At 69.3% G+C, this 26200-nt stretch carries 28 protein-coding genes; 15 read left to right on the top strand and 13 right to left on the bottom strand.

Features of this window, described 5'->3' with window-relative positions:
- The first annotated feature begins 70 nt into the window (after positions 1-70).
- Positions 71-1669 carry an ABC-F family ATP-binding cassette domain-containing protein gene (locus BLT19_RS13310; RefSeq protein ID WP_091491111.1) on the top strand — a complete coding sequence of 533 codons (1599 nt, stop codon included), beginning with the start codon at positions 71-73 and terminating at the stop codon, positions 1667-1669.
- Positions 1670-1679: 10 nt separating this feature from the next.
- On the opposite strand, the gene BLT19_RS13305 is transcribed toward BLT19_RS13310, so the two are convergent.
- Genes BLT19_RS13305 through BLT19_RS13290 form a run of 4 tightly spaced genes read right to left on the bottom strand, consistent with a single transcriptional unit; the run spans position 1680 to position 3778 of the window.
- Positions 1680-2576, bottom strand: a complete 897-nt coding sequence (locus BLT19_RS13305; protein WP_091491109.1) for an SURF1 family cytochrome oxidase biogenesis protein — start codon at positions 2574-2576, stop codon at positions 1680-1682.
- Positions 2573-2791, bottom strand: a complete 219-nt coding sequence (locus BLT19_RS13300; RefSeq protein ID WP_091491106.1) for a hypothetical protein — start codon at positions 2789-2791, stop codon at positions 2573-2575. The genes BLT19_RS13305 and BLT19_RS13300 overlap by 4 nt, the downstream gene beginning before the upstream one ends.
- Complete coding sequence (locus BLT19_RS13295) at positions 2788-3183, bottom strand: DUF3099 domain-containing protein (protein ID WP_091491104.1); 396 nt, start codon at positions 3181-3183, stop codon at positions 2788-2790. The genes BLT19_RS13300 and BLT19_RS13295 overlap by 4 nt, the downstream gene beginning before the upstream one ends.
- A gap of 55 nt (positions 3184-3238) precedes the next feature.
- A complete protein-coding gene (locus BLT19_RS13290; protein ID WP_231917659.1) occupies positions 3239-3778 on the bottom strand; it encodes a DUF4190 domain-containing protein in 540 nt (179 codons plus the stop codon).
- Positions 3779-3903: 125 nt separating this feature from the next.
- Here BLT19_RS13290 and fabG point away from each other — a divergent pair, with 125 nt between their 5' ends.
- The gene (gene fabG / locus BLT19_RS13285) at positions 3904-4614 is read left to right on the top strand and encodes a 3-oxoacyl-ACP reductase FabG (RefSeq protein WP_091491099.1); all 711 of its coding nucleotides are present in this window, start codon (positions 3904-3906) and stop codon (positions 4612-4614) included.
- Positions 4615-4627: 13 nt separating this feature from the next.
- Here the strand turns inward: fabG and BLT19_RS13280 are convergent, their stop codons facing one another.
- From BLT19_RS13280 to glgC, 3 genes are read right to left on the bottom strand one after another with little or no spacing between them, the layout of a single operon-like run.
- Positions 4628-5332 carry an alpha/beta fold hydrolase gene (locus tag BLT19_RS13280; RefSeq protein ID WP_091491097.1) on the bottom strand — a complete coding sequence of 235 codons (705 nt, stop codon included), beginning with the start codon at positions 5330-5332 and terminating at the stop codon, positions 4628-4630.
- A gap of 43 nt (positions 5333-5375) precedes the next feature.
- Complete coding sequence (gene serB / locus BLT19_RS13275; RefSeq protein ID WP_091491095.1) at positions 5376-6017, bottom strand: phosphoserine phosphatase SerB; 642 nt, start codon at positions 6015-6017, stop codon at positions 5376-5378.
- Positions 6018-6066: 49 nt separating this feature from the next.
- Positions 6067-7311, bottom strand: a complete 1245-nt coding sequence (glgC, locus tag BLT19_RS13270) for a glucose-1-phosphate adenylyltransferase (RefSeq protein WP_091491092.1) — start codon at positions 7309-7311, stop codon at positions 6067-6069.
- Between the two features lie 45 nt (positions 7312-7356).
- On the opposite strand from glgC, the gene glgA reads away from it, so the two are divergent.
- The 3 genes from glgA to BLT19_RS13255 all read left to right on the top strand — a co-directional run bounded on the left by glgA (position 7357) and on the right by BLT19_RS13255 (position 9701).
- Positions 7357-8550: a glycogen synthase gene (glgA, locus tag BLT19_RS13265; protein WP_091491089.1), complete on the top strand. Its 1194-nt coding sequence runs from the start codon at positions 7357-7359 to the stop codon at positions 8548-8550.
- 9 nt (positions 8551-8559) lie between these two features.
- Positions 8560-9345 carry an ABC transporter ATP-binding protein gene (locus BLT19_RS13260; RefSeq protein ID WP_091491086.1) on the top strand — a complete coding sequence of 262 codons (786 nt, stop codon included), beginning with the start codon at positions 8560-8562 and terminating at the stop codon, positions 9343-9345.
- A gap of 98 nt (positions 9346-9443) precedes the next feature.
- Entirely contained in the window at positions 9444-9701 is a 258-nt protein-coding gene (locus BLT19_RS13255) for a type B 50S ribosomal protein L31 (RefSeq protein ID WP_091491083.1), read from the top strand.
- A 73-nt stretch (positions 9702-9774) separates the two neighbouring features.
- Here the strand turns inward: BLT19_RS13255 and BLT19_RS13250 are convergent, their stop codons facing one another.
- A complete protein-coding gene (locus BLT19_RS13250) occupies positions 9775-10515 on the bottom strand; it encodes an exonuclease domain-containing protein (protein WP_231917658.1) in 741 nt (246 codons plus the stop codon).
- A 73-nt stretch (positions 10516-10588) separates the two neighbouring features.
- On the opposite strand from BLT19_RS13250, the gene BLT19_RS13245 reads away from it, so the two are divergent.
- Positions 10589-11485, top strand: coding sequence for an alpha/beta fold hydrolase (locus BLT19_RS13245; protein WP_091491078.1), 897 nt, complete (start codon positions 10589-10591; stop codon positions 11483-11485).
- Here the strand turns inward: BLT19_RS13245 and BLT19_RS13240 are convergent.
- Positions 11445-11999, bottom strand: coding sequence for a CGNR zinc finger domain-containing protein (locus tag BLT19_RS13240; RefSeq protein WP_091491075.1), 555 nt, complete (start codon positions 11997-11999; stop codon positions 11445-11447). The genes BLT19_RS13245 and BLT19_RS13240 overlap by 41 nt on opposite strands.
- Positions 12000-12073: 74 nt before the next feature.
- Here BLT19_RS13240 and BLT19_RS13235 point away from each other — a divergent pair, with 74 nt between their 5' ends.
- The gene (locus BLT19_RS13235; protein WP_091491073.1) at positions 12074-13060 is read left to right on the top strand and encodes an EamA family transporter; all 987 of its coding nucleotides are present in this window, start codon (positions 12074-12076) and stop codon (positions 13058-13060) included.
- On the opposite strand, the gene BLT19_RS13230 is transcribed toward BLT19_RS13235, so the two are convergent.
- Positions 13035-13505, bottom strand: coding sequence for an Lrp/AsnC family transcriptional regulator (locus tag BLT19_RS13230; protein ID WP_091491070.1), 471 nt, complete (start codon positions 13503-13505; stop codon positions 13035-13037). The genes BLT19_RS13235 and BLT19_RS13230 overlap by 26 nt on opposite strands.
- 172 nt (positions 13506-13677) lie before the next feature.
- On the opposite strand from BLT19_RS13230, the gene pdhA reads away from it, so the two are divergent.
- The 3 genes from pdhA to BLT19_RS13215 are packed head-to-tail and all read left to right on the top strand — an operon-like array spanning position 13678 to position 17206.
- Positions 13678-14796 carry a pyruvate dehydrogenase (acetyl-transferring) E1 component subunit alpha gene (gene pdhA / locus BLT19_RS13225; RefSeq protein ID WP_231917657.1) on the top strand — a complete coding sequence of 373 codons (1119 nt, stop codon included), beginning with the start codon at positions 13678-13680 and terminating at the stop codon, positions 14794-14796.
- A complete protein-coding gene (locus tag BLT19_RS13220; protein ID WP_091491066.1) occupies positions 14793-15803 on the top strand; it encodes an alpha-ketoacid dehydrogenase subunit beta in 1011 nt (336 codons plus the stop codon). Before pdhA ends, BLT19_RS13220 begins: the two co-directional genes overlap by 4 nt.
- A complete protein-coding gene (locus BLT19_RS13215; protein WP_091491063.1) occupies positions 15800-17206 on the top strand; it encodes a dihydrolipoamide acetyltransferase family protein in 1407 nt (468 codons plus the stop codon). Before BLT19_RS13220 ends, BLT19_RS13215 begins: the two co-directional genes overlap by 4 nt.
- A 32-nt stretch (positions 17207-17238) precedes the next feature.
- Here the strand turns inward: BLT19_RS13215 and BLT19_RS13210 are convergent, their stop codons facing one another.
- Both BLT19_RS13210 and BLT19_RS13205 read right to left on the bottom strand, forming a co-directional pair.
- The gene (locus tag BLT19_RS13210; protein ID WP_091491060.1) at positions 17239-19056 is read right to left on the bottom strand and encodes an alkaline phosphatase family protein; all 1818 of its coding nucleotides are present in this window, start codon (positions 19054-19056) and stop codon (positions 17239-17241) included.
- Positions 19057-19085: 29 nt separating this feature from the next.
- Positions 19086-19682, bottom strand: a complete 597-nt coding sequence (locus tag BLT19_RS13205) for an SACE_7040 family transcriptional regulator (protein WP_091491057.1) — start codon at positions 19680-19682, stop codon at positions 19086-19088.
- Positions 19683-19787: 105 nt separating this feature from the next.
- On the opposite strand from BLT19_RS13205, the gene BLT19_RS13200 reads away from it, so the two are divergent.
- From BLT19_RS13200 to BLT19_RS13180, 5 genes are read left to right on the top strand one after another with little or no spacing between them, the layout of a single operon-like run.
- Positions 19788-21413: a carboxyl transferase domain-containing protein gene (locus BLT19_RS13200; RefSeq protein ID WP_091491054.1), complete on the top strand. Its 1626-nt coding sequence runs from the start codon at positions 19788-19790 to the stop codon at positions 21411-21413.
- 5 nt (positions 21414-21418) lie between these two features.
- Positions 21419-23368 (top strand): ATP-binding protein, encoded by a 1950-nt coding sequence (locus BLT19_RS13195; RefSeq protein ID WP_091494008.1) that lies wholly within the window; start codon positions 21419-21421, stop codon positions 23366-23368.
- Entirely contained in the window at positions 23365-24525 is a 1161-nt protein-coding gene (locus tag BLT19_RS13190) for an acyl-CoA dehydrogenase family protein (RefSeq protein WP_091491052.1), read from the top strand. Before BLT19_RS13195 ends, BLT19_RS13190 begins: the two co-directional genes overlap by 4 nt.
- 5 nt (positions 24526-24530) lie before the next feature.
- Positions 24531-25007, top strand: coding sequence for a MaoC family dehydratase (locus tag BLT19_RS13185; RefSeq protein WP_231917656.1), 477 nt, complete (start codon positions 24531-24533; stop codon positions 25005-25007).
- On the top strand, positions 25004-25816 hold the full coding sequence (locus BLT19_RS13180; protein ID WP_091491047.1) for an HpcH/HpaI aldolase/citrate lyase family protein: 813 nt from the start codon (positions 25004-25006) through the stop codon (positions 25814-25816). The genes BLT19_RS13185 and BLT19_RS13180 overlap by 4 nt, the downstream gene beginning before the upstream one ends.
- 3 nt (positions 25817-25819) lie before the next feature.
- Here the strand turns inward: BLT19_RS13180 and BLT19_RS13175 are convergent, their stop codons facing one another.
- A complete protein-coding gene (locus BLT19_RS13175) occupies positions 25820-26197 on the bottom strand; it encodes an iron chaperone (protein ID WP_091491044.1) in 378 nt (125 codons plus the stop codon).
- Positions 26198-26200: the final 3 nt, after the last annotated feature.

Raw genomic sequence — 26200 nt, 5'->3', positions numbered from 1 at the left:
CCGACTTATACTAGGAGGCTTGGGCAGTCGCCCACTCTCACCTTCTCCACCGACGAAACGGACATTCGCTGTGCTCGCCGTGCACGACCTCGAGATCCGCGTGGGTGCCCGCGTACTCATGGCGGACGTCTCGTTCCGCGTCTCACCGGGTGACAAGGTGGGGCTCGTCGGCCGCAATGGTGCCGGCAAGACCACGCTCACCAAGGTGCTCGCCGGTGATCTGCTGCCGGCTCACGGGCGCGTCGACACGAGCGGAGAGCTCGGCTACCTGCCGCAGGACCCGCGCTCGGGCGATCCGTCGATGCTCGCGCGCACACGCATCCTCGATGCTCGTGGTCTCGGCACGCTCGCGATCGAGATGAACGACGCCGCGCAGGCGATGGGTGACGGCGACGAGAAGATCGCGGCGAAGGCGATGAAGCGCTACGCGCACCTCACGGAACGCTTCGAGGCGCTCGGCGGCTACACCGCCGAGGCGGAGGCGGCGACGATCTCGCACAACCTCTCGCTGCCCGATCGACTCCTCGATCAGCCTCTCAGCACATTGTCCGGTGGTCAGCGGCGGCGCATCGAGCTCGCCCGCATCCTGTTCAGCGACGCCGACTCGATGATCCTCGACGAGCCGACCAACCACCTGGACGCCGACAGCGTCGTGTGGCTGCGCGAATTCCTGAAGAACTACAAGGGCGGGCTGATCGTGATCAGCCACGACGTCGAGCTCGTCGGCGAAACCGTCAATCGCGTGTTCTACCTCGATGCGAACCGCCAGGTCATCGACGTCTACAACATGAACTGGAAGAACTACCTGCGCCAGCGGGTGGCCGACGAGGAGCGCCGCAAGAAGGAGCGCGTCAACGTCGAGAAGAAGGCCACCCAACTGCAGCTGCAGGCCGCCCGCTTCGGTGCCAAGGCATCCAAGGCCGCCGCGGCGCATCAGATGGTCGCGCGTGCCGAGAAGATGCTGTCCGGTCTCGACGATGTGCGGCAGGAGGAGCGCGTCGCCAAGCTGCGCTTCCCGAAGCCGGCGCCGTGCGGGAAGACGCCGCTCATGGCGACCGGGCTGTCGAAGTCGTACGGGTCGCTGGAGATCTTCACGGACGTCGACCTGGCGATCGACCGGGGATCGAAGGTCGTGATCCTCGGATTCAACGGCGCGGGCAAGACCACGCTGCTGCGGATCCTCGCGGGCGTCGACGACCCCGATACGGGTCAGCTCGAACCCGGTCACGGACTCAAGATCGGCTACTACGCGCAGGAGCACGAGAACCTCGACGTCAACCGCTCCGTCCTGGAGAACATGATGTCCGCCGCGCCGGACATCACCGCCACCGAGGCGCGCAAGGTGCTCGGCTCGTTCCTGTTCACCGGCGATGACGTGCTCAAGCCGGCGGGCGTCCTCTCCGGCGGCGAGAAGACCCGTCTGTCCCTGGCGACGCTGGTGGTCTCCAGCGCGAACATGCTGCTGCTGGACGAGCCGACCAACAACCTGGATCCCGCTTCGCGCGAAGAGATCCTCGGCGCGCTCGCGCACTACGAGGGCGCCGTCGTCCTCGTCTCCCATGATGAGGGCGCTGTCATGGCGCTCAACCCGGAGCGGGTGCTGATCCTGCCGGACGGCGTCGAGGACATCTGGAACCGCGAATACCAGGACTTGATCACGCTCGCGTGACCAGCCTCGCTCAGCGGCCGGCGTTGTCGAGGATCGCGTCCTCGTCGCTCATGTCGCGATCGCGCGGGCGCGGCGGTCTGCGCAGCGACCGCGGAACATCGTCGGATGACGGGGGCGGAGGACCGGCCTCATCGCGCTCCAGCGCGTCCTCCCGATCCTCCCGGCGGTACTTCAGCTCGGTGCGGATGATGTAGCCGATGAAGACGAAGCCCATGATGGCGAACAGGATCCACTGGATCGCGTAGGAGAGGTGTGGTCCCGGGTCCTCGGAGGGAGACTCCAGGGCGGTCGGCCTGGCGGTCGGCGCGGGATCCTCGGAGACCAGGATCCCGAAGGCGCTCTGCTCGAGACGCTCCCCGGCTGCCGGTTCGATGACATCGGCGATGAGCGGCAGGTTGATGGAGGGCACCTGCCCGTCGTCGGCTGAGCGACCGGATGAGGGCAGCTGTTCACCGGGCCGCACGCGTGCGATCACGGTGACCTGACCGTCCGGGGCGCCGGGGATGGCATCCGGAGCTCGCTGCTGCTCGCCCGGCGCGACCCAGCCTCGGTCGATCAGCAGCACGCGACCGTCGTCGAGCTGGAACGGCACGAGGACCTCGAACGCCGCGGTCCCGCCGTGCGCGCGGTTGCGCACGAGCAGCTGTTGGTCATTCAGGTATCGACCGGAGACTTCGACGGGCTGCCACTGATCGGCGGGGGTGAGCGTGGAGCCGGGTGGAATCAGATCATCCAGCGCCATGGGCGCGGCGTCGTAGTTGGCCTCGACCAGGGCGAGCTGTTCGGAGCGCTCCGCGTTGCGGGTGAACTGCCAGTTCGACAGGAACCCGCAGGCGATCGCGAACACGACGGCCACCGCTGCATACGCCGTCCAGCGCACCGCCGCCGGCGCCGCTGCGCGACTCACGACGGCTCCGGTGTGGGATGGAGCGGCGCGACCGACACGGGGAACTCGCGCGCGGCCAGGTAGTCGCGCAGGAATTCGCGGTGTTCATCGCACGCGGCCCACACCTTCCGCCGATCCTCTGCGTGGATGCGCGGATTGCGCCACTCGATCCGCCAGTGCGCCTCCGCGCGGCAGCCGGCGCGGGAGCACTTCGCATCGAGGTCGACCCCGGTCACCGCACATCCTCGTCGGAGCCCGGCGGATTCGTCTGATCGGGAGTGCGGGGGATCGAGCGGGTCTCCTGGATCTGGATGACCGGCGGTGTCCGATCCGGTGCTCGCTCGGCGGCGACCGGACCGGCGGTCAGTGCCCGCTCCGGGTTCTCGGCGTCCTTGCGGTGCACGTCCTCCCCGACGTTCGCGAGCACGACGGCGACGTACGGCAGCACGATCGCCCCCGCCGCGAAGAGCCAGGTGTACCAGCCGTACGGGGTGATGAGGACCATCAGCACGAAGCACGCGATGCGGATCGCCATCATGATCAGATAGCGCCTCGATCGAGCCCCCGCGTCGTCCTGCGGCGCGCGTGGGAGCGATGTCGCGGACGGTGGGATCGACGAACTCTTCACGGTGCATCAAGCGTACGCCGGGTCTGGTGGGCGCGACCCGTTTCCAGCCGTTGCGTCAGCTGCTGTAGCGAGCGCCCTGCGAGGCCGCGTACGCGACGAACGAGAAGAACACGATGGCGCCGACGACGAACAACGCCAGGCCCACGTAGCCGACGATCAGACCGGCCAGTGCCATGCCCCGTCCCTTCTCGCCACTCGTGGCGAGTTGGCGCAGCGAGATGTGCCCCATGATCACGCCGGCGAGGGATCCGATGAACGGCAGGATCCAGATGAAGCCGACGATCGAGGCGACCATCGAGACGACCGCGAGCACGTTCGTCTTCGGTCCGGCGTACGCGCCGTAGTACGCCGGAGCGGCGCCGTAGGGCTGCTGGGGCGCGCCGTATGGCTGCTGCGGGCTGCCAGAGGACCGGGGAGCGGCTCCGTACGGCTGCGGTGCGCCGACGGGTTGCGCGGGTGCGCCGTAGGCGGGCGGAGCGCCATAGGGCGCAGGCGTCGGCGTGGACGACGGGGCGCCCGGGTAGCCTGCCGGCGGTGCACCGTAGGGCGGTGCGGGAGTGTCGGTCGGGGTGGCGTCCGGATTGGTGTCGCTCACGGGGGATCCTTTCGTGGAACTGACTTCAGCGTCCCAGTGGCCGCGAGGCGTGTCAAACCGCCGCGCGGGGCTCCTCGGGGCCGCCGCTAGGGTGGGATCGATCATCGAACGAGCAGGAGTGCACCATGTCCACCGATCGCGTCGTCCTCGTCACCGGCGGAAACCGCGGCATCGGCCGTGCCATCGCCGAGCGCTTCGTGGCGCTGGGATACCGGGTGGCGGTCACCGCGCGCTCGGGAGAGGGCCCCGAGGGCACGCTCACCGTGCGAGCGGACGTCACGGATGCCGCGGCCGTCGACACCGCCTTCAGCCAGGTGGAGGCGGAGCTGGGTCCGGTCGGGATCGTCGTGGCGAACGCCGGCATCACGAAGGACACGCTCCTGCTGCGGATGAGCGAAGAGGACTTCGACAGCGTGATCGCCACCAACCTCGGCGGTGCGTTCCGCGTCGTCAAGCGTGCATCGAAGGGCATGCTCAAGGCGCGGTGGGGACGGGTCATCCTCATCTCCAGCGTGGTGGGGCTGTACGGTTCGGCCGGGCAGATCAATTACGCCGCCTCCAAGAGCGGGCTCGTCGGCTTCGCCCGATCGCTCACCCGCGAGCTCGGAGCGCGTGGGATCACTGCGAACGTCGTGGCGCCTGGCTTCATCGAGACGGATATGACCTCCGACCTGCCGGCCGATCTGCAGGCGGATTACAAGCGGAACATCCCCGCCGGCAGGTTCGCGACGACCGACGAAGTTGCGGGTGTCGTGGCCTGGATGGCCTCCGACGACGCCGCCTACATCTCAGGCGCGGTCATCCCGGTAGACGGTGGCCTCGGCATGGGGCACTGACCGGCCGACAGGTTCAGGCGCCGGCGCGCTCCGCCGCGGCGAGGATGCCCGCTGCCACGTCGTCGGGCACGGAGAACTGCGGCCAATGGCCGGAGGTGAGCTCCTGGATCTCCAGGTGCTGGAGCGCAGCCAGCTCCGCGGCCCAATCCGGCGCCGCCGAGATGATGCGGCGGATCTCGTCCGCGGGGACCGTGCCGGTCAGCATCGTCGCCGGAACCTCGCGCCGCCGATCGTCGGTCAGACGAATGGGATCGGTGGGCACTCTGGCCGGCACCGACAGGGTGCGTGCGCCCCGCGCGGCTCGCGTGGCCTCGTCGAGATCGCCCACCTCGGCGTCCTCGAAGGAATCCCAGCCTGGGAACGGCACCACACCGTCGACGACCGGGAACTCCCAGATCGATCCACCGGCGCCGGGAGGGAACGTGTCGACGAACACCACACCGGCGACCCGCTCGGGTCTGGCATCCACCGCGCCGTAGGCGACATTGCCACCGCCGCTGTGACCGACCACCAGGACGGGTCCGGAGGTTCGATCGATCTCCGCCACCGCCGCGGCGACCCAGTCGGCGATGCCGATCTCGGCGGATTCCGGAGCGGGGACGCCGACGCCCGGCATCGTCAGCGGATGCACCGAGTGGCCTGCAGCTTCGAGGGCGGGGACCACCGCGTCCCATGACGCCGCGTCGAGCCAGAGACCGGGGATCAGGATGATGTTCATGCCGCGAGGCTACCCGGGGCCGCAGACACCGTCCGCCTCCGCATCAGGGAAGCAGCGCACGCACCTCGCGAAGGTCCACCCGACCGATGACCAGATCGGCATGTTCCCGCACCGTCGGCTTGGCGTTGAAGGCCAGGCCGAGCCCGGCGACGGCCATCATGCGCAGGTCGTTTGCGCCGTCGCCGATCGCGATGGTCCGAGACATCGGCAGCGCGAGCTCGTCCGCCCACTCCCTGAGCGCTGCGGCCTTGCCGTCGGCGTCGACGATGGCACCCTCGACCGTGCCGGCCAGGGCGTCGCCCTCGACGGCGAGACGGTTCGCCCGCCACACGTCCACGCCGAGGTCGGGGGCCACGGTGTCGAGGATCTCGTGGAATCCGCCGGAGACGACTGCGACCCTGCCACCGCGTTCGTGCACCGCTGCGGTGAGCTCCCTGACGCCCGGCGTCGGCTCCACATGAGCACGCACGCGCGCCAGCGCAGCGACCGGCACACCCCGCAGCGCGGCCACGCGCGAGCGCAGACTCGTCGCGAAGTCGACCTCGCCGCGCATGGCGGCCTCGGTCGCCGCCGCCACCTCCGCCCCGCGGCCGGCTTCGTCGGCCATCAGCTCGATGACCTCGTTGCGGATCAGGGTGGAATCGGCGTCGAGGACGACGAGGAAGCGCGCGACCGGCTCAGGCATCCCTCAACGCTAGCGGCGCAGCATCCGCTTCCCGCATTCGCGAAGGCGCTCAGCCGTCGACGTGGATTCCCTTTCCGACGACCGTGATGCCGGTCTCGGTCACGGTGAAGCCGCGTGCGAGGTCGCGATCGCGGTCGACGCCCACGGTGGCCCCGTCCGAGAGGACGACGTTCTTGTCCAGGATCGCTCGATGGATGCGGGCGCCCTGACCCACGCGGACGTGGTCGAAGATCACCGAATCCGTGATCGTCGAGCCCCCGCCGGCAAGTGCCCAGGGTCCGATGACGCTCCGCTCGAGGTGCGTCCCGGACAGCACGGATCCGAGCGAGACGATCGAGTCGATCGAGTTGCCGATGCGGCCGACCGAGTCGCGCACGAACTTCGCGGGCGGCGAGTTGACCGCCTGGGAGTGGATGGGCCAATCCATGTTGTAGAGGTTGAAGATCGGCAGCGTCGAGATCAGGTCCATGTGCGCGTCGAAGAACGACTCGATCGTGCCGACGTCCCGCCAATACGAACGGTCGCGATCGGTGGAACCAGGGACGTCGTTGCGCTTCATGTCGTAGACGCCCGCCTCACCCCGATTCACGAAATACGGCACGATGTCGCCACCCATGTCGTGGTTCGAGGTAGCCAGCTCGCCGTCGGATTCGACCGCCTCGATGAGGGCGTCGGCGTCGAAGATGTAGTTGCCCATCGAGGCGAGCACTTCGCCCGGCGAGTCGGTCAGACCCGTGGGGGATTGGGGCTTCTCCAGGAACTGGTTGATGCGCGACGGGTCCTTCGTGTCGACGTCGATGACGCCGAACTGATTGGCCAGCGAGATCGGCTGGCGGATGCCGGCGACCGTCGCCCGGGCACCGGATTCGATGTGCGCATCCAGCATCTGCCGGAAGTCCATCCGGTAGACGTGGTCGGCGCCGATCACGACGACGATATCGGGCTTCTCGTCGCTGATGAGGTTGAGGCTCTGCAGGATGGCGTCGGCCGAACCCGAGAACCACCGCTTGCCGAGTCGCTGCTGAGCGGGGACCGACGCCACGTAGGAATCCAGCAGCGGCGACATGCGCCACGTCTGCGAGATGTGACGGTCGAGGCTGTGCGACTTGTACTGCGTCAGCACCACCAGCTGTCTGAGGCCGGAATTGATCAGGTTCGAAATCGCGAAGTCGATCAGTCGGTACTGCCCCCCGAAGGGGACGGCGGGCTTGGCTCGGTCCGCGGTGAGGGGCATGAGGCGCTTGCCCTCCCCACCGGCGAGGATGATTCCGAACACCTTCGGCGCTGCTGGCATGGCACCACCCTAGGCCGCACCGGCACCGGGGACTAGCGTATTGACATGCGCGTCGACATCATCACGAAGGAGTATCCGCCCGAGGTCTACGGCGGTGCAGGAGTCCACGTGACGGAGTTGGTCAAGGCGCTGCGCGAATCGATCGAGGTGCGTGTCCGCGCCTTCGGCGCAGAGCGCGACCAGGACGCCACGACCTCCTACGGCGTGCCGGTCGAGCTGGCCGGCGCGAACGGCGCGATCCAGACCCTCGGGACCGACCTGGAGATCGTTGCGGACGTCGCGGGCGCCGACGTCGTGCACAGTCACACCTGGTACGCGAACTTCGCGGGCCACCTCGCGTCCCTCCTGCACGGCATCCCGCACATCGTCACCGCGCACAGCCTGGAGCCCCTCCGGCCCTGGAAGGCCGAACAGCTCGGCGGTGGATACGCGGTCTCCAGCTACATCGAGAAGACCGCGTACGAGGGTGCTGCCGCGATCGTCGCCGTGAGCGGCGGCATGCGCGCAGACATCCTCCGCTCCTACCCGGACCTGGATCCCGCCAAGGTGCGGGTCATCTACAACGGCATCGACGTGGAGGCGTGGCATCCGGTCGACGATCCGGCCGTGCTGTCCGAATACGGCATCGACCCCGCGCGCCCGTCGGTGGTCTTCGTCGGGCGCATCACACGACAGAAAGGGCTGCCGTATCTGCTGCGCGCGGTCGCGAAGCTGCCGCCGGAGGTGCAGATCGTGCTCTGCGCGGGGGCGCCGGACACCCCGCAGATCCTGGCCGAGGTCGAGGGTCTCGTCCGCGACCTGCAGCGCACCCGCGACGGCGTCGTCTGGATCGACAAGCTGCTGCCGCGGCACGAACTGTGCGCGATCCTCTCCGCTGCGACCACCTTCGTCTGCCCATCTGTGTACGAGCCGCTCGGCATCGTGAACCTCGAGGCGATGGCCTGTGGCGCGGCCGTCGTCGGCACCGCCACCGGGGGGATCCCCGAGGTGGTCGCGGACGGCGTGACCGGCCGGCTCGTGCCGATCGAGCAGGCGCAGGACGGGACCGGCACCCCAGTCGATCCGGAGCGCTTCGTCGATGATCTCGCACGGGTACTGACCGAGGTGGTCGGCGATCGCGAGCGCGCCGCCGCCTACGGCGCGGCCGGGCGCGAGCGCGCGCGGAACGATTTCAGCTGGAGCGCGATCGCCGACGCCACGACCGCGCTCTACGCGGAGGTCTCGGGTATCGGCCGATAGGCTGGATCCATGCCGCAGGTGCTCGAATTCTCCGACGTCGTCGTCCGCCGAAACGCCCGAGACATCGTCGACCACCTCGACTGGTCGGTCGATGACGACGAGCGCTGGGTGATCCTGGGCCCCAACGGCGCCGGCAAGACGACGCTCCTGCAGCTTGCCGACACGCTGCTGCACCCGACCTCCGGCACGGTGACGATCCTGGGCGAGCGCCTCGGACGCACCGACGTGTTCGAGCTGCGGCCGCGCATCGGCTTCGCGTCCTCGGCGATGGCCAAGCGGGTCCCGGCGGATGAGACCGTGCTCAACGTCGTGCTGACCGCGGCGTTCTCGGTGCTCGGGCGCTGGAACGAGGACTACGAGGACATCGACGAGCGCCGCGCACTGCGGGTCCTGGCCGAGTGGCGTCTGGATCATCTGGCCGACCGCACGTTCGGCACCCTCTCGGACGGTGAGCAGAAGCGCGTCCAGATCGCCCGCGCCGTGATGACGGATCCCGAGCTGCTGCTGCTGGACGAGCCGACCGCGAGCCTCGATCTCGGCGCGCGGGAAGAGCTGCTGACGCTGCTGGGCGGGTACGCCCGGGTGACGACGACACCGGCGATGATCATGGTGACCCATCACGTCGAGGAGATCCCGGTCGGATTCACCCACGTGCTGCTCATCCGCGACGGCGCGATCGTGGCCGCCGGGCCGATCGGCGAGACCCTGACGGCCGAGGCGCTGACCGAGACGTTCGGGGTGCAGATCGCCCTTTCCGAGGAGGCGGGGCGCTACGCCGCCCGCGCCGCTTCGTAACCGCCCATCGTCTGGTAATATCGATCCTTGGTGCCTCGGCGCCCTCAGACTTTGACGCCCTGGCAAAATCCAGGGCACCTTCTCTCAAAGGACTTCCCATGAAGACTGACATCCACCCGACGTATCAGGCCGTCGTATTCCGCGACCTCGGTTCGGGCGAGACCTTCCTCACCCGTTCGACCGTGACCTCCGACAAGACCGTCGAACTCGACGGCGTCGAGTACCCCGTCATCGATGTGGAGATCTCGTCGGCGTCGCACCCGTTCTACACCGGCAAGCAGCGCATCATGGACTCGGCCGGACGCGTCGAGAAGTTCAACCAGCGCTTCAAGGGCTTCGGCGGCTCCGGCAGCTGATCTGATCGCATCGAAAGGCCCCGCTCCGGCGGGGCCTTTCGCGTTGCGGGGCGGAGCCTGCGTCCCCCGCGGGTCAGCGCACCGGCCAGCCGCCGTCCAGCCGCTCCTCGGGATCGAGCCTGCCGATGCGGATGAAGTATTCGGTCAAGGACGCCGCCTGCGCCCGCGCCCACGCGATCTGGCGGGTGTGGAGTTCGTCCACACGGGGTGGAAGCATGCCGGCGAACCGCTGAGCGAGCGCCTGGGCGACACGCCCCGCCGCCACCGCATCGGCAGAGGCGTGGTGCGCGTCGTCCAATCGGACGGCGTAATGCTCGGCGACCGCCGCCAGGGTCCGCTTGCCGCGACGGTATCGGTCATAGGTCTTATCGAGGATCAGCGGATCGATGACCGGTGACGGTGCGCGCAGCGGCGCGATGCCGTGACGCTGCGCCTCGCAGGAGAGCAGCGAGAAGTCGTAGGCGGCGTTGTACGCCACGATCGGGATGCCGGCATCCAAGAGTGACCTCAGCACGTCGACGATCTGCTCCACGACGTCGGCGGCGGGTTCTCCGACCGCACGCGCGTGTTCGGTCGTGATGCCGTGGATGGCCGCGGCCGAATCGGGGATCTCGACCCCCGGGTCGGCGACCCAATCCCGCGCGAGGATGACGGACCCCTTCGCGTCCAGAAGACCGACGTGCGCCGTCACGATGCGGTCGGAGGTCACATCCACCCCCGTCGTCTCCAGGTCGAAGACGCCGATCACCCGCGTCCACCCCGGCGGACCTGGAGGCGCGTCATCGGCGGGGGCGGGGGAGTCGGTGGCCTGCATGCGGTTCACGGTATGCACCGGTTCCGACATCGCCCTCAGCGAAGGCGCCAGCGCCGACTCGTAGACTTCAGGGGTGCCCGTTCCCCACCCGACCGCCCCCGTCGCCGCACTGCGGCCCGTGCGGCGCGAGGCCGCCGTCGCCGGCGGGACGACGGTGTTCTGGGAATACGGGCCCGCGGACGCGCCCGAGACGATCGTCGCGGTGCACGGCTTCCGCGGTGACCACCACGGCCTCGAGCCGGTCGTGGCGCTGCTGCCGGGCATCCGGATCATCTCGCCCGACCTGCCCGGCTTCGGCGAGACCGCGCCCCTGCCCGGCCGCGCCCATGATCTGGAGGCCTACGCGTCATGGCTGACGGAGTTCGTCTCCGTCGTGACTCCAGGCGCCATCGTCCTCGGGCACTCGTTCGGGTCGATCGTCTCCGCCGCCGCGGTGGCCGGCGGCCTGCAGACGCCGCGACTCGTACTGGTCAATCCGATCGGTGCTCCGGCGCTGGAGGGTCCGCGCGGCATCATGACGCGACTCGCGATCTTCTACTACTGGGCAGGTGCCCGTCTGCCGGACAAGCTCGGCACCGCCGTGCTCCGAAACGGCCTGGTGGTGCGCGTGATGAGCGTCACGATGGCCAAGACCGGCGACAAGGCGCTGCGCCGATTCATCCATGACCAGCACGACACGTACTTCGCGGGCTTCGCCGATCGCGACGTGCTGCACGACGCGTTCGTGACCAGCGTCTCGCACGACGTGAGCGAGTACGCCGCGTCGATTCGGGTCCCGACCCTGCTGATCGCCGCCGACAAGGACGACATCACCCCGATCGAGGCCGAGCGCCGCCTGGCGCGGCTGTTCCCGGAGGCGCGCCTCGTCGAGATCGCGGATGTGGGCCACCTGATCCACTACGAGAAGCCGGCCGAGGCGGCTGCGGCGATCACGCGCTTTCTCGAGCCTTCCGCAACCGATACGCATTGACGTTCATGCGGTTGCCGCAGTTGCCGGTGTCGCAGTAGCGCTTGGAGCCGTTCTTCGAGTAGTCGATGTAGACCGACTCGCAGTCATCGGCCGAGCACACGCGCACCCGGTCGTACTCGTCGGCGCGGATCACGTCGACGAACGCCATGGCCGCTTCGACGAGGATGCGCGTGGAGAGCGGCGCGTCGTCCGAGGTGGCGTGGATGTGCCAGTCGTACCCGTCGTGGATGACCAGGCGGGGGAGGGCGGAGCCGTCGCGGAGCATCTCGTTCACCAGCGGCACCGCGCCGACCCGATCGACGTCCCACAGCTGCCTGAGGCGGGATCGGATGCCGCGTACGGCTGCGACCTCGTCCGCATCGCGCTTCATCACCCCCGTGTAGGGGTTGACGACGAGGTAGTCATCGAGGTCGGCGGGCGTCTGCAGCGTGTCCTGCCCATCGAAACCCGGAAGGGTGTTGACCAGGTGGATGGCGGCATCCAGTGCCTGCTTCGTGTCATGAATGAAGACCATGTTGACTCCTGACCGGCCGAGGGCCTATCGTCACTAGTGTACGCACGTTTGACTCCTGACAGTCTGGTCCCGCCATGGCCGCTCCCACCGCCTCGATCCCGCTCGTCCTCTCGCCGGCGAGGCGTCGGGTGAGCACGTCCGGGCTGATTCTCGCAGTGGCATCCGCGCTGGCGTTCTCCTCGAGCGGTCCGTTCGTGAAGCCGCTGCTGGAGGCCGGCTGGTCGCTCGGCGCAGCGCTCCTGGTGCGGATGGGCGTCGCGGGGCTCCTCCTGTCGCCGGCGTTCTTCCTGGCGCTGCGTCGGCAGCCGGGTTTCGTGCGCCGGCATTGGAGGCTGCTGCTGGGGTTCGGCCTCATGCCGGTGCTCGGCTGCCAGCTCTTCTTCTTCTCGGCCATGCAGCGGATGCCGGTGGCCGTCGCGCTGCTGATCCAGTACCTCGCTCCCGTGCTGCTCGTGGTCTTCGTCTGGCTGCGCACCCGCAGACGGCCCTCGGCGCTGGTGCTGTGGGGCTCGGCGGTGGCCATGGTGGGACTCGTCCTGGTCGTGGACATCTCCGGCGCATCGTTCGATCTCCTGGGAACGGTCGTGGCCCTGTGCGCGGCGCTGTGCGTGTGCGCGTATTTCGTGATCTCCGAGCGGGCCGGCGATGACCTGCCGCCGCTCGCCCTGGCGGCGGGCGGGCTGCTCATCGGAGCGACGGCGATGGGCATCCTGTGCCTCACCGGCATCATGCCCTTCGTCGCCCCCGATGTCTCGGTCGTGCTCGCCGGCGTCGAGGTGCCCTGGTTCGTGCCGATGCTGTGGGTGGCCGCGATCGCGACGACACTCGGATACGCCTTCGGAGTGATGGCGGTGCCGCGCATCGGGTCGAGGGTCGCCTCGTTCGTCGGGTTGTCCGAAGTGCTCTTCGCCCTGGGGTTCGCGTGGATGTTCCTGGCCGAGGTCCCCGCGCCGATCCAGTTCGCCGGCGGCGCGCTGATCCTCGTGGGCGTCATCCTGGTGCGCGCCGATGCGCGGTCCGACGTCGAGGACGCGGTCAGTCCCGCCGCGCCAGTGCCATGAGCGGCGCGACGCGGTAGCCGATCACCTCGCCCATCACCAACGAGGTCTCGGTGCGCTCCACGCCCTCGATCGCCAGGATGCGGGCATCGGTGTCGAACAGGTGCCGGGTGTCGCGGCACGCCACGCGGACGAGCAGATCCACCTGACCGCTCAGGCCGTGCGCCTGGACGATCTCCGGCACGAGCTCGAGTTCGGCGGTGATGCGCGGAATGTCGGCCTGACGCACCATCACGCTGATGAAGGCTTCGATCGGGAAGCCCAGGGCGGTCGAGGAGATCGCCCGTTCGTAGGAGAGGAAGACGCCGGAGCGCTCCAGCCGCGCCATGCGCGCCTGCACCGTGTTGCGCGACAGGCCGAGCCGCTCGGCCAGCGCCACCACCGTCGCCCTCGGGTCGGCGGCGAGCGCGGCGAGGAGCTCGAGGTCGACGTGATCGAGGGTGCTCATAGTGCGAAAGAATAGCACGCGTCATTGCACCCCACCTTGTCAACATGCTCAAGAGAACTTCGCTTACTTGAGCTAGGTGCAAGACGGACGTAGTGTCGGCAGCGTCCGGCGGAGTTGCCGGCGTTTCCGGCGGAGCATCCCACGAAGATCCCGTCGAGAAGGGATGACGACGATGCACACCCTGAGCCCGACCACAGAGCCGGCAACCGACATCGATGATGTCGCCCGCCTCATCAGCCCGGACGGCGTCCGGATCGCCGACGCCGACCTCGATCCGTGGATCGCCGACATCGATGCCGGGAAGCTGCGCGGCCTGTACCGCGACATGACGATCGTCCGTCGCATCGACACCGAGGGCGTCGCACTGCAGCGCCAGGGGCAGCTCGGGCTGTGGGCTCCGTGCCAGGGCCAGGAGGCCACGCAGGTCGGCACCGCACGAGCGTTCCGCTCCGACGACTTCGTCTTCCCGAGTTACCGCGAGATCGGTGTGAGCTTCGTGCGCGGCGCGGCGCCGGCGGATTTCGTGCTGGCGTGGCGCGGTGAATCCCATTCCACCTACGATCCCTATCAACTGGGCCTCGCCACCCCGCAGATCATCATCGGCGCCCAGGCGCTCCACGCCGTCGGCTACGCGATGGGCATCCAGCGTGACGGGCAGGACGAGGTGGCCGCCGCATACTTCGGCGACGGCGCCACAAGCCAGGGCGATGTCAACGAGGCGCTGGTCTTCGCGTCGTCCTTCCGGGCCCCGGTCGTCTTCGTGTGCACGAACAATCAGTGGGCGATCTCGGAGCCGGTCACGGTGCAGGCCAGGTTTCCGATCGCGGGCCGCGCGCCGGGCTTCGGCATTCCGAGCATGCGCGTCGACGGCAACGATGTCCTCGCGTGCCTCGCGGCCATGCGGTGGGCCGTCGACCACGCACGTTCCGGCCGAGGGCCGGCCTTCCTCGAGGCGGTGACCTATCGCATGGGGCCGCACACCACCTCCGATGATCCCACGCGGTACCGGAACGCGGATGAACTCGCACGGTGGCGCGAACGCGACCCGCTGACACGGGTCGAGGCCCTGCTCCGGTCGCGCGACGAGTTCCCCGACGAGTTCGCGAAGGACGTCGCCGTCGAGGCCGACCGCTGGGGCGCCGAGGTCCGCTCGGCGACGCTCTCGGCAGTGTCGCGACCGCCGATCGAGGTCTTCGATCACGTCTACGCCGAACCGCACACGAGCCTCGACCGGCAGCGGGCCGATTACGCCGCCTACCTCGAGGGCTTCGCGGGCGAGGTGGCGCGATGACGCAGCTCACGATGGGCAGAGCGCTCAACGAGGGGCTCCGCCGGGCGATGGCCGACGACCCGCGGGTGCTGCTGATGGGGGAGGACATCGGAAAGCTCGGTGGCGTCTTCCGCATCACCGACGGTCTCCTGGACGAGTTCGGCGCCGCCCGGGTGATCGACACCCCCCTCGCCGAGTCGGGCATCGTGGGCACCGCGGTCGGACTCGCCTTCCGCGGCTTCCGGCCGGTGGTCGAGATCCAGTTCGACGGGTTCGTGTACCCGGCGTTCGATCAGATCGTGTGCCAAGTGGCGAAGCTGCACTACCGCACCCGCGGCAACGTCACCATGCCGATCACGATCCGCATCCCGTGGGCGGGTGGCGTCGGCGCCGCCGAGCATCATTCCGAGTCGCCCGAGGCCTATTTCGTGCACACATCCGGCCTGCGTGTGGTCGCCGTCTCCAATCCTCAGGACGCCTTCGTCCTGCTGCGTCAGGCGATCGCCTCCGACGACCCCGTCGTCTTCTTCGAGCCGAAGCGGCTGTACCACCAGAAGGGCGAGGTCGATCTGAACGCTGATCTGGCGGATGCCCCGCCGATGGGTGTCGCGCGGGTCGCCCGCGAGGGCAGCGACGTGACGCTGCTCACCTACGGCGCGCAGGTGACGACCGCCCTGGATGCCGCGATCGCGGCGGAGGACGAGGGCATCTCGATCGAGGTCATCGACCTGCGGTCGCTGTCGCCCGTGGACTACCGTACGGTCGCGGCATCCGTCCGGAAGACGGGCAGGGTCGTGGTGACCCATGAGGCCGCGCGCGAGGCGGGCGTCGGCGCCGAACTGGTCGCGAGCGTGACCGAGCAGTGCTTCCACTTCCTCGAGTCGCCGCCGGTCCGCGTCACCGGACACGACATCCCCTACCCGCCGGCGAAGCTGGAGAAGCACCACCTGCCGGACCTGGATCGGATCCTCGACGCAGTGGATCGCGTGCTGGACCGGCCGAACTCGCTGTCGGAGGTGCAGGCATGATCGAGGATTTCCGACTGCCCGACCTGGGTGAAGGTCTGCCCGAGGCCGAGCTGGTGCAATGGCTGGTCGCTGAGGGCGACACGGTCGCGCTCAATCAGACCATCGCCGAGGTCGAGACCGCCAAGGCCGTCGTCGAGCTGCCGTCGCCGCACGCCGGCATCGTGCGCACTCTGCACGCGGCGGCCGGTGACGTGGTCGCCGTGGGCGCCGTCCTCATCTCCTACGAACTCGCCGGCGACGTCGCGCCTGCTGCCGCGCCGAAGGCGAGCGTCGCGGTCGAGGTCGTCGACGACGGCGCGGAGAAGGAGCCGCCCAACCTGGTCGGGTACGGCGCCGGACCGCGGTCATCGGGCCGCCCGCAGCGCCGCGCACGGGTCGGCGCGGGCGCGCGCTCGGCCGCGGGTGAGGTCGCCGTCCTCGACAGCCTCGTGATCGACGATGCCCCGCACGACGCGAACCCCTCCGCTGAACCCGCAGACGTGCTGCTCGAGCGGCCGCGATCGACACCACCGGTGCGCAAACTCGCGAAAGAGCTCGGCGTGGATCTCGCCCTCGTGTCGCCGTCAGGTCCCACGGGGCTGATCACGCGTGCCGACGTCGAAGGCTACGCGCAGCGGATCGGCGGCGCCGACGCCGGTCTCCCCGGAACCCCTGATCCGCGAAATCCGCCCGTGACTGCCCCGATCGAGGCGGACGGACGCGGGCGTGAGACGCGGACCCCGATCCGCGGTGTCCGCAAGCACACCGCGGACGCGATGGTGCGCAGCGCCTTCACCGCGCCGCATGTGACGACCTTCCTCACCGTCGATGTGACTGCGACGAGCGAGCTCATCGCCTCGCTCCGCGCCGACCGTGCGCTCGCCGATCACCGCATCGGCGTGATGGCGGTCGCCGCCAAAGCCGTCTGCCTCGCGCTCGGAGCCAACCCGAGCCTGAATTCGCGATGGGATGCCGAGGCCGCCGAGATCGTGCAGTACTCCTTCGTCAACCTGGGCGTCGCGGCTGCCACCGAGCGTGGTCTGGTGGTGCCGAACATCCGCGACGCGCAGGAGCTCACCCTGCTCGAACTGGCCGACGCGATCGGCCTCCTCGCCACGACGGCACGGTCGGGCAGGACCTCGCCGGCCGAGATGAGCGGCGGGACGTTCTCGATCACGAACGTCGGCGTGTTCGGTGTGGACGCCGGAACCCCGATCCTCAATCCCGGCGAAGCCGGCATCCTCGCGCTCGGCGCGGTCCGCAGGCAACCCTGGGAGCACCTCGGTCAGATCGCGCTTCGCGATGTGATGACGCTGAGTCTGTCGTTCGATCATCGGCTCGTGGACGGCGAGCAGGGAGCGCGCTTCCTCCGGGATGTCGCCGACGTGCTGCGCGAGCCAGGGAGGGCGATGCTCCTGCGCTGACGCCGCCGTGGGCGGCCTCCGGCGCAGACGGGTCAAGCCTTCTTCGGATAGAAGAGGCCGAGCCCGTGCTTGTGCAGCTGCGTGTACGCCTCCTTGAACGTCAGCGGCTCGGGATCGTTCGCCTCGCCGTACTTGGCCAGCAGCAGACCGACCAGACCTCGCCCCGGCGGACTCAGCTGCTTGTCCTTGTGCGGGTGCGCGTTGATGTCGATCTCCTCGTCGGCCTGCGGATTCGACGGCACGTACATCGGGTGCACGACCGGCCATGTGCGCGGGTCGCGCGGCTTCTGCAGGTTGACCACGGGGAAGAGGTCGTTGGCCCCGGCGTCGCGACGCGTCAGCGGCCGCAGTCCATGGAGGCGGGAGAGCGTCGCGATGACCGAGCCGTGATGCATCTCGTCGTGGATGATGGTGCCCGCCCGCGTGTACGCGGACACTGCGATCGCCGGCACGCGAAGCCCCAGTCGGTCGAAGGCGAATCCCATCTCTCCGGGCCGGGCATCCGCGGTCGGCGGGGTCGCCGACGGGGGAGCGACGTGATCGTAGGTGCCGCCGTGCTCATCGAAGGTGATCAGCAGGAGCGTGTTCATCGCGTTGGAGCCGTCTGGCTTGTCGCTCAGCTTGATCGCCTCGTACACGCTCGCGACGAGACGCTCGCCCGCGCGGACGTCGGAGACCGCCGAGTCGGTGATGACCTGCCCGTCCACCGTGCTGGTGCGGAACGTGCCGAACGGCGGATGGAAGTCGTTGTGGTTGTAGACCATCCGCGGCTCGATGAACGCATACGCGGGGAGCTTCCCGGCACGGGCGTCCTCGTAGAACTCCGACATGTGCCCGAAGTGCTCGGTGCGCCAGTACTTCTCCAGGGACGGCGCCATCTGGACTCCGGTGAGGGAGACCAGCTGCAGTTCGTCGAAGTAGACCTTCCACGAGATGCCCGCCTCCTCGAGACGGTTGAAGATCGTCGGGACGGCGTCGGCGTCCAGCCACTTGTCGTAGCCGCCCCCGTGCTTGTTCGTCACGAACCCGTGCGAGGTGGACGCGTGGAAGAACGCGCGGTTGCAGTAGGTCTGCGACGGCACCGCGGCGAACCACGCGTCGAAGACCGCGAACTCCTTCGCGAGCGTGGACAGGACAGGCAGCTGCTCGGGGGAGAAGCCGCCCATGATCTGGGACGCCTCGGCGAGCGTCGGTCCTTCGGACGGATTCTCGCGGACGATGTTGTTGACGTAGTCCAGGACGAACCCGTCGTTGGTGGGGTCGGTTCCCGCGGCGGGCGCGTTGTAGGGCTCGGCCATGTTGCCGGTCTGCCTGCTCGCATTCGTGGCGGGCAGCACCGTGCCGAACAGCTGCGTGTTGACGTGGGGGAACTCCTCACCCGGGTCCGGGTTGGGCTGTCCCATCACCACGTCGGTCGGGCCTTCGTAGACGTGCGCCGCGATCCGCTCGCCGGTGGGCGCCACATTCGAGTAGTCGCCGAAGGCCAGGCCGTCGAAGGTCTCGCCGTCGGGGATGTTCTCCGGGGTGTACAACCAGCCGAGCAGGTTGTCGAACGAGCGGTTCTCGCCCATCAGCACGACGACGTGGTCGAATCCTGGAACCGAGCGCGGGTTCAGCGCACCGTAATCCTGCGCGCCCTCGTTGTAGCCGAGCGTGTGCCCGATCGACGAGCCGGCCGCGGCACCGACACCGCCGCCCACCACGAGTCCGGCCGCGGCCAGGCCGCCGACCTTGAGGAAATCGCGCCGCGAGCTGCGCGCATCCGCGTCGGGAATCGGATCGATGGGCGGGGAGGCGGGCTCGGCGCGCTCCGAGTCTTTCGCGCCGCCCCCTGAGGCATTCTTCGACATGATCGCTCAGCCTAGAACAGCGGGGATCCTCAGGCGCGGAGGGCGGCCAGCGCCATCGATTCCAGGATGCCGCGCACGGCGCTCTCCAGCGGCGCCGCGCGCAGCGCCCGCACGCTGTGCGGCGTGGAGTTGATCAGGCCGAAGCAGGCGTGTGCGCGCACGCGCAGCTCCGACTCCGTTCGTTCGGCGTGCAGGTCCGCCAGGACCTCCAGCCACAGTTCGACGTACTCGCGCTGCAGGCGCCGCACGGTGTGCCGGTCCGAGTCGTTGAGACTGGCGAGGTCGCGGTCCTGCACGCGGATCACATCGGCGTCGGTGAGCGCGAAATCGACGTGGAAGCGCACCAGGCCGGCGAGCCGCCCGTCGGCCGTGCTGTTCTCGGCGAGGACCGCGCGCCCTCCGGAGAGGAGCTTCTCGCTGACCCGCACGAGGATCGCGCCCAGCAGCGCCTGCTTGTTCGCGAAGTGACGGTAGACGGCGGGGCCGCTGACACCGACGGCGGCCCCGATCTCCTCCAGACTCACGCCGCTGAACCCGCGTTCGGCGAACAGACGCGCCGCCTCGCGCAGGATCGCCGATTGGCGGTCGGCCTTCGCGCGCTCGCGGTCCGTGACGCCGCTTGTCATTTCAGTTAATCCTCGCTAACCTGAAGTCTCAGTTAGTGAACACTAACCAATCCCATCGCGGCGGGACAACCGACGTGATCCGATCGTGACGTCGACGGAGATGACATGCCCGCTGCGACCGAGTTCCGTGCCCGAGCGCTGCAGTCGCAGTGGGGATCCGGCGCGACCAGTGCCACGCACGACGGACAGTCGGCGCTCGCGGCCGAACTGCGATCCCGTTTGGCCGAAGCCGCGCGAGGCGGCCCTGCTTCCAGTCGTGAGCGCCATATCTCGCGGGGCAAGCTCCTGCCCCGCGAGCGCATCACCCGTCTGCTGGACGAGGGAAGTCCGTTCCTGGAGATCGCGCCGCTCGCGGCGGAGGGACTGTATGGAGGAGAGGCCCCGGGTGCCGGCGTCATCGCGGGGATCGGGATGGTGGACGGGCGTCACGTGATGGTGGTCTGCAACGACGCCACCGTGAAGGGCGGCACATACTTCCCGCTGACGGTGAAGAAGCACCTGCGCGCTCAGGAGATCGCGATGGAGAACCGGCTGCCCTGCATATACCTCGTCGACTCGGGCGGCGCGTTCCTGCCGATGCAGGACGAGGTGTTCCCGGACCGCGACCACTTCGGGCGGATCTTCTTCAACCAGGCGCGGATGTCGGCCGAGCGCATCCCCCAGATCGCCGCCGTACTCGGCTCCTGCACGGCCGGCGGAGCCTACGTGCCGGCGATGAGCGATGAGACGGTCATCGTCCGCAATCAGGGCACGATCTTCCTCGGCGGACCACCCCTGGTGAAGGCGGCCATCGGCGAGATCGTCACCGCTGAGGAGCTCGGCGGAGGCGAGCTGCACGCAACCCGGTCCGGCGTCGTGGACCACCTCGCCGAGGACGACGAGCACGCTCTCGAGATCGTGCGCGACATCGTCTCGACCCTGCCGCCGTCGGCGCCGCCGGTTTGGGACGTCCGGGAGTCGGTTCCTCCCGCCGTCGACCCCGCCGACCTGTACGGCGTCGTCCCGATCGACGTGAACCAGCCGTACGATGTCCGCGAGGTGATCGCCCGGCTCGTGGACGCCAGCGAGTTCCACGAGTTCAAGCGCGATTTCGGCGAGACCCTGGTCACCGGCTTCTCGCGCATCCATGGTCACCCGGTGGGCATCGTCGCCAACAACGGCGTCCTGTTCAGCGAATCCGCCCAGAAGGGCGCCCACTTCATCGAGCTGTGCGATCAGCGCGGCATCCCGCTCCTGTTCCTCCAGAACATCTCGGGATTCATGGTGGGCAGGGATGCCGAGGCCGGCGGCATCGCGAAGGACGGCGCCAAGATGGTGACCGCCGTCGCGACCACTCGGGTGCCCAAGCTCACGGTCGTGATCGGTGGATCCTTCGGCGCCGGAAACTACTCCATGTGCGGGCGCGCCTACTCGCCCCGGTTCCTGTGGACCTGGCCGGCGAGCCGCATCTCGGTGATGGGCGGTCCGCAGGCGGCCTCGGTGCTCTCGACCGTGAAGCGGGATCAGCTGGAGGCGAGGGACGAGGAATGGTCCGCCGCCGATCAGGCCGCATTCGAAGCGCCGATCCGAGCACAGTACGAGGAGCAGGGCGACCCCTACTACGCCACCGCGCGACTGTGGGACGACGGCATCCTCGACCCCGCCGACACGCGGAACGTGCTGGGACTCGCACTCGACGTCGTCTCCCGCGTTCCGCTCCCCGAACCGCGCTTCGGCGTCTTCCGGATGTGATCCGCGTGGACTCGCCCCTCTTCGATACCGTCCTGGTCGCCAACCGCGGTGAGATCGCACGCCGTGTCATCCGGACGCTGCGAGCACGCGGCATCCGCTCGATCGCGGTGTACAGCGATGCAGATGCGGCCGCGCCGCACGTGCGGGAGGCGGACGCCGCATATCGCATCGGTCCCGCGCCGGTGGCGGAGTCGTATCTGAACGCCGACGCGATCCTCGCCGCGGCGCGCCACAGCAGCGCGCAGGCGATCCACCCCGGCTACGGATTCCTCTCCGAGAACACCGCCTTCGCCCGTGCGTGCGCCGCTGCGGGGATCGTCTTCATCGGCCCAGGGGAACGGGCGCTGGAGATCATGGGCGACAAGATACGCTCCAAGGCCCACGTGGCCGCGTACGGGGTGCCGACCGTGCCGGGCATCGACGCGACGGGGATGACCGACGCCGACGTGGCCGCTGCGGCGTCAGGCGTCGGCTATCCGCTCCTGATCAAGCCGTCGGCCGGCGGCGGTGGCAAGGGAATGCAGATCGTGCGTGCCGTGGAGGACCTCGTCCCGGCCCTGGCCACCGCCCGGCGCATCGCGAGCGCCGCATTCGGCGATGACACACTGCTGCTCGAGCGCCTCATCGAGCGCCCTCGGCACATCGAAGTCCAGGTGATGGGCGGCGTCGACGGCACGGTCATCCACCTCGGTGAGCGCGAGTGCACACTGCAGCGCCGCCATCAGAAGGTGATCGAGGAGGCGCCGTCGCCGATCGTCGACGCCGTCGCACGGGAGCGCCTCGGCGCCGCCGCCTGCGCCGCGGCCGCCAGTGTCGATTACCGCGGGGCGGGCACCGTCGAATTCCTCGTCGCGGCCGACCGGCCGGACGAGTTCTTCTTCATCGAGATGAACACGCGGCTGCAGGTGGAGCACCCGGTCACCGAACTGGTGACCGGGCTGGACCTGGTCGAGCTGCAGCTGCGCGTCGCCGCGGGACGGCCGCTCGGGCTCACCCAGCGCGATGTGACGCTGCGCGGCTCGGCCATCGAGGCCCGGGTGTACGCCGAGACGCCGGCACGCGGCTTCCTCCCGGCCACCGGCGAGGTGCTCGAGTGGCGCGCACCCGAAGACGTGCGGGTGGATGCCGCCGTCGAAACCGGATCGGCAGTCACGGCGGACTACGACCCGATGATCGGCAAGGTCATCGCATGGGGTGCCGATCGCGCGGAGGCGCTCGCCCGGCTGGATGCCGCGCTCGGTGCAACGATCCTGCTGGGCGTGGACACCAACATCGGCTTCCTGCGCGAACTCCTTTCTGCGCCGGACGTGCGCGCGGGCGACCTGGACACGGGCCTGATCGACCGGATGCCGCCGTTCGGCGCACCGGTGCCCACCGACGCTGCGCTGCGCGCCGCGGCATCCGCCCGGACGAACCACCGTCGCGACGAGATTCCCCGTGACCCGGCCGGAGCCGGTGCACCGAGCGCGCTGTGGCGCTCTGGAGCAGGGTGGCGCGCCGGCGGCGCGCCGGTACCCCCGAGTGCACGCTTCGAGACCGACGACGGTGCGGTGCTCGCGACGGCGGAGGCGCCGAGCGCTCCCGGCGACGCGCTCACCGCGATCGACGCCGACGGGTTCGTCTGGGTCCACGCCGACGGCGCCACCCACCGGCTGCGACCCCTCACCCGCCGTGCCGCGATGGAACGGCGCCTCGCTGCCCGCGGGGCTCGGCTCGCGGCGACGGACCCGGTGCTGCGCGCCTCGATGCCCGGCGCTGTGGTCGCCGTCCACGTGCCGCCGGGAGCCGCGGTGTCGGCGGGGGAGCGGATCCTGACGATCGAGGCAATGAAGATGGAGCACCCGGTGGTCGCGCCGCACGACGGCATCGTCACGCTGGAGGTCGCCGTCGGCGACCAGGTCCGCCGCGACCAGCCGGTCGCCCACGTCACACCGTCCCACGAGGAGGAATCATGACCGGAGATCTCAGCTACGACCTGAGCGACGACGAGCAGGAGCTTGCCGCGCTGGTGCGCCAGTTCGCCGACGAAGTGGTCGCGCCCGGATCGTACGAGGCCGATCGCACGAAGACCCTGCCGCTGGATGTCGTCGCGCAGATGGGCGAGATGGGGCTGTTCGGGCTGCCCTTCCCCGAGGAGCTCGGAGGTCAGGGCGGCGACTATTTCGCGCTGTGCCTCGCGATCGAGGCGCTCGGGCGCGTGGACCAGTCGATCGCGATCACGCTCGAGGCCGGGGTGAGCCTCGGCGCGATGCCGGTCTTCCGCTTCGGCACCGACGCGCAGAAGGCGCAGCTGCTCCCGGACCTGCTGGCCGGCCGTGCCCTGGCCGGCTTCGGATTGACCGAGCCCGAGGCCGGCTCGGATGCCGGAGCCACCCGCACCACTGCCCGCCTCGAGGACGCTGAGTGGGTGGTCAACGGCGCCAAGCAGTTCATCACCAACTCCGGCACCGACATCACCAGGTTCGTCACCGTCACTGCCGTCACCGGCGAGCGGGACGGACGCAAGGAGATCTCCACGATCATCGTCCCGAACGGCACGCCGGGCTTCACGGTCGAGCCGGCGTACGACAAGGTCGGCTGGCACGCCTCGGACACGCATCCGCTCACGTTCCAGGACGCGCGGGTGCCCGAGGCGAACCTGCTCGGTGAGCGCGGTCGTGGGTTCGCGAACTTCCTGCACATCCTCGACGAGGGCAGGATCGCCATCGCGGCGCTGTCGACGGGCGCGGCGGAGGGATGCCTGGAGGCCGCGATCGACTACGCCGGAACGCGCACCGTGTTCGGCGAGCACCTCTCGAGCCGGCAGAGCATCCAGTTCATGATCGCCCGCATGCAGCTGCGCGTGCACAACGCCCGGCTGGCCTGGCACCACGCGGCGCGCCTGCGCGATGCCGGCAGGCCCTTCAAGGTCGAGGCGGCGATCGCCAAGCTCACGGCCAGCGACGCCGCCATGGACAACGCGCGCGACGCGACGCAGATCTTCGGCGGCAACGGCTTCATGAACGAGTATCCGGTGGCGCGCCACTACCGCGACTCGAAGATCCTCGAGATCGGCGAGGGCACCAGCGAGGTGCAGCTGCTGGTGATCTCCCGAGCGCTCGGGGTAGCGTGAGCGCCGTGGCGGACATCGTGCAGCGCGGGCTCTACGCCGACGAACTGGTCGTCGGCGCCCGCTATGCCCACCGGCCGGGCCGCACCGCGACCGAGGCCGACAACGTCGTGTTCTCGTCGATCACGATGAACACGCAGGCACTGCACCTGGACGCCGCGTTCTCGGCCACCCAGCCGTTCGGTCAGCGCCTGATGAATTCGATGTGGACGCTCGCGACGATGGTCGGCGCTTCGGTGACCCAGATCACCCAGGGCACCCTGGTCGCCCAGCTCGGACTGACGGACGTCTCGTTCCCGGCACCGCTGTTCCACGGGGACACGCTCTACACCGACACCGAGATCCTCGAGGTGCGCCGGTCCGGCTCGCGTCCTGGTCAGGGGGTGGTGACCATGCGGCACACCGGTCGGAACCAGGACGAGGTGGTCGTGGCCACCGCGACCCGCGTTGCACTGATGTGGATGCGGCCGGAGGAGGAGTCATGAGCGCGTTCGACCTGGGCCCCGCGATCCTGTTCTGCCCCGCCGACCGCCCGGAGCGCTTCGCCAAGGCCTTGGAGCGCGCGGACGCGGTGATCCTCGATCTGGAGGACGCGGTCTCCTCCTCCGGCAAGACCGCGGCCCGCGGCGCGGTGATCGAATCCGAGCTCGACCCCGATCGGGTCATCGTGCGCGTGAACGCGCCGGGAACCGAGGCCTTCGTCTCGGACCTCGCGACACTGTCGCAGACGGACTACCGCACGGTCATGGTGGCCAAGGCCGAGAGCGCCAAGTCGTTGAAGGCGATCGACCGCCGGTTCCGCATCGTCCCGCTGTGCGAGACGGCGCGCGGCGTGGCCGCGGCCGAGAAGCTCGCGGGGCACGCGCAGGTGATCGCGCTGATGTGGGGGGCCGAGGATCTCGTCGCGAGCCTGGGTGGCACCTCCAGCCGCAAGCCGAACGGACGCTATCGCGATGTCGCCCGCGTCGCGCGGTCACGCGTCCTGCTGGCCGCCGGCGCGCACGGCAAAGCCGCGATCGACGCCGTCCACCTCGACATCCACGACACGAAGCGTCTGGCGATCGAGGCTGCCGATGCAGCTGCATCCGGCTTCTCCGCCACCGCCTGCATCCACCCCGGCCAGGTGGCCGTCATCCGCGACGCGTATCGTCCGCAGCCCGCAGCCGTGTCGTGGGCGAGGTCGGTGCTGGCGACGGCGGCCTACGAGCGAGGCGTGTTCACGTTCGAAGGCCGGATGGTCGACGAGCCGGTGCTGCGCCATGCCCGTGCGCTGCTGCGCAGGGCCGACGCCTGAGACTCACTCCGTGGTCGCGTCTCGCTCGGCGACGATCGCCTCGGTGATCCTGCCGATCAGCTCGTAGGGGATCGGCCCGGAGTGCGGGAAGACGACAGAGTCCTTCTCCGCGCGATAGGGAGCGACCTCGCCTTCCAGGGGATCCGGCAGCGTCGGAACCGGATACAGCCCGATGTGCTTCTTCCACCCGGCGAAGTGCAGCGCGTATCGGCCGCCGAGCATCACGGCCGGCATGCCGTATCGGATCCGCTCTTCGGCCGAATCCGATCCGTGGGCATGCCGGACGGCCGTTTCGATGACCTCCCGGATCCGGGTGAGCCGCTCGGCGATGTCCGGCGGGAACCCCGCGATGTATTCGTCGATGCTCGTCGGCGCTGCCATGAC

This window comes from Microbacterium pygmaeum (assembly GCF_900100885.1).
Lineage (GTDB): Bacteria > Actinomycetota > Actinomycetes > Actinomycetales > Microbacteriaceae > Microbacterium > Microbacterium pygmaeum.
Note: the sequence above shows the minus strand (reverse complement) of the source record. Positions and strands in the feature narration are given on the sequence as shown.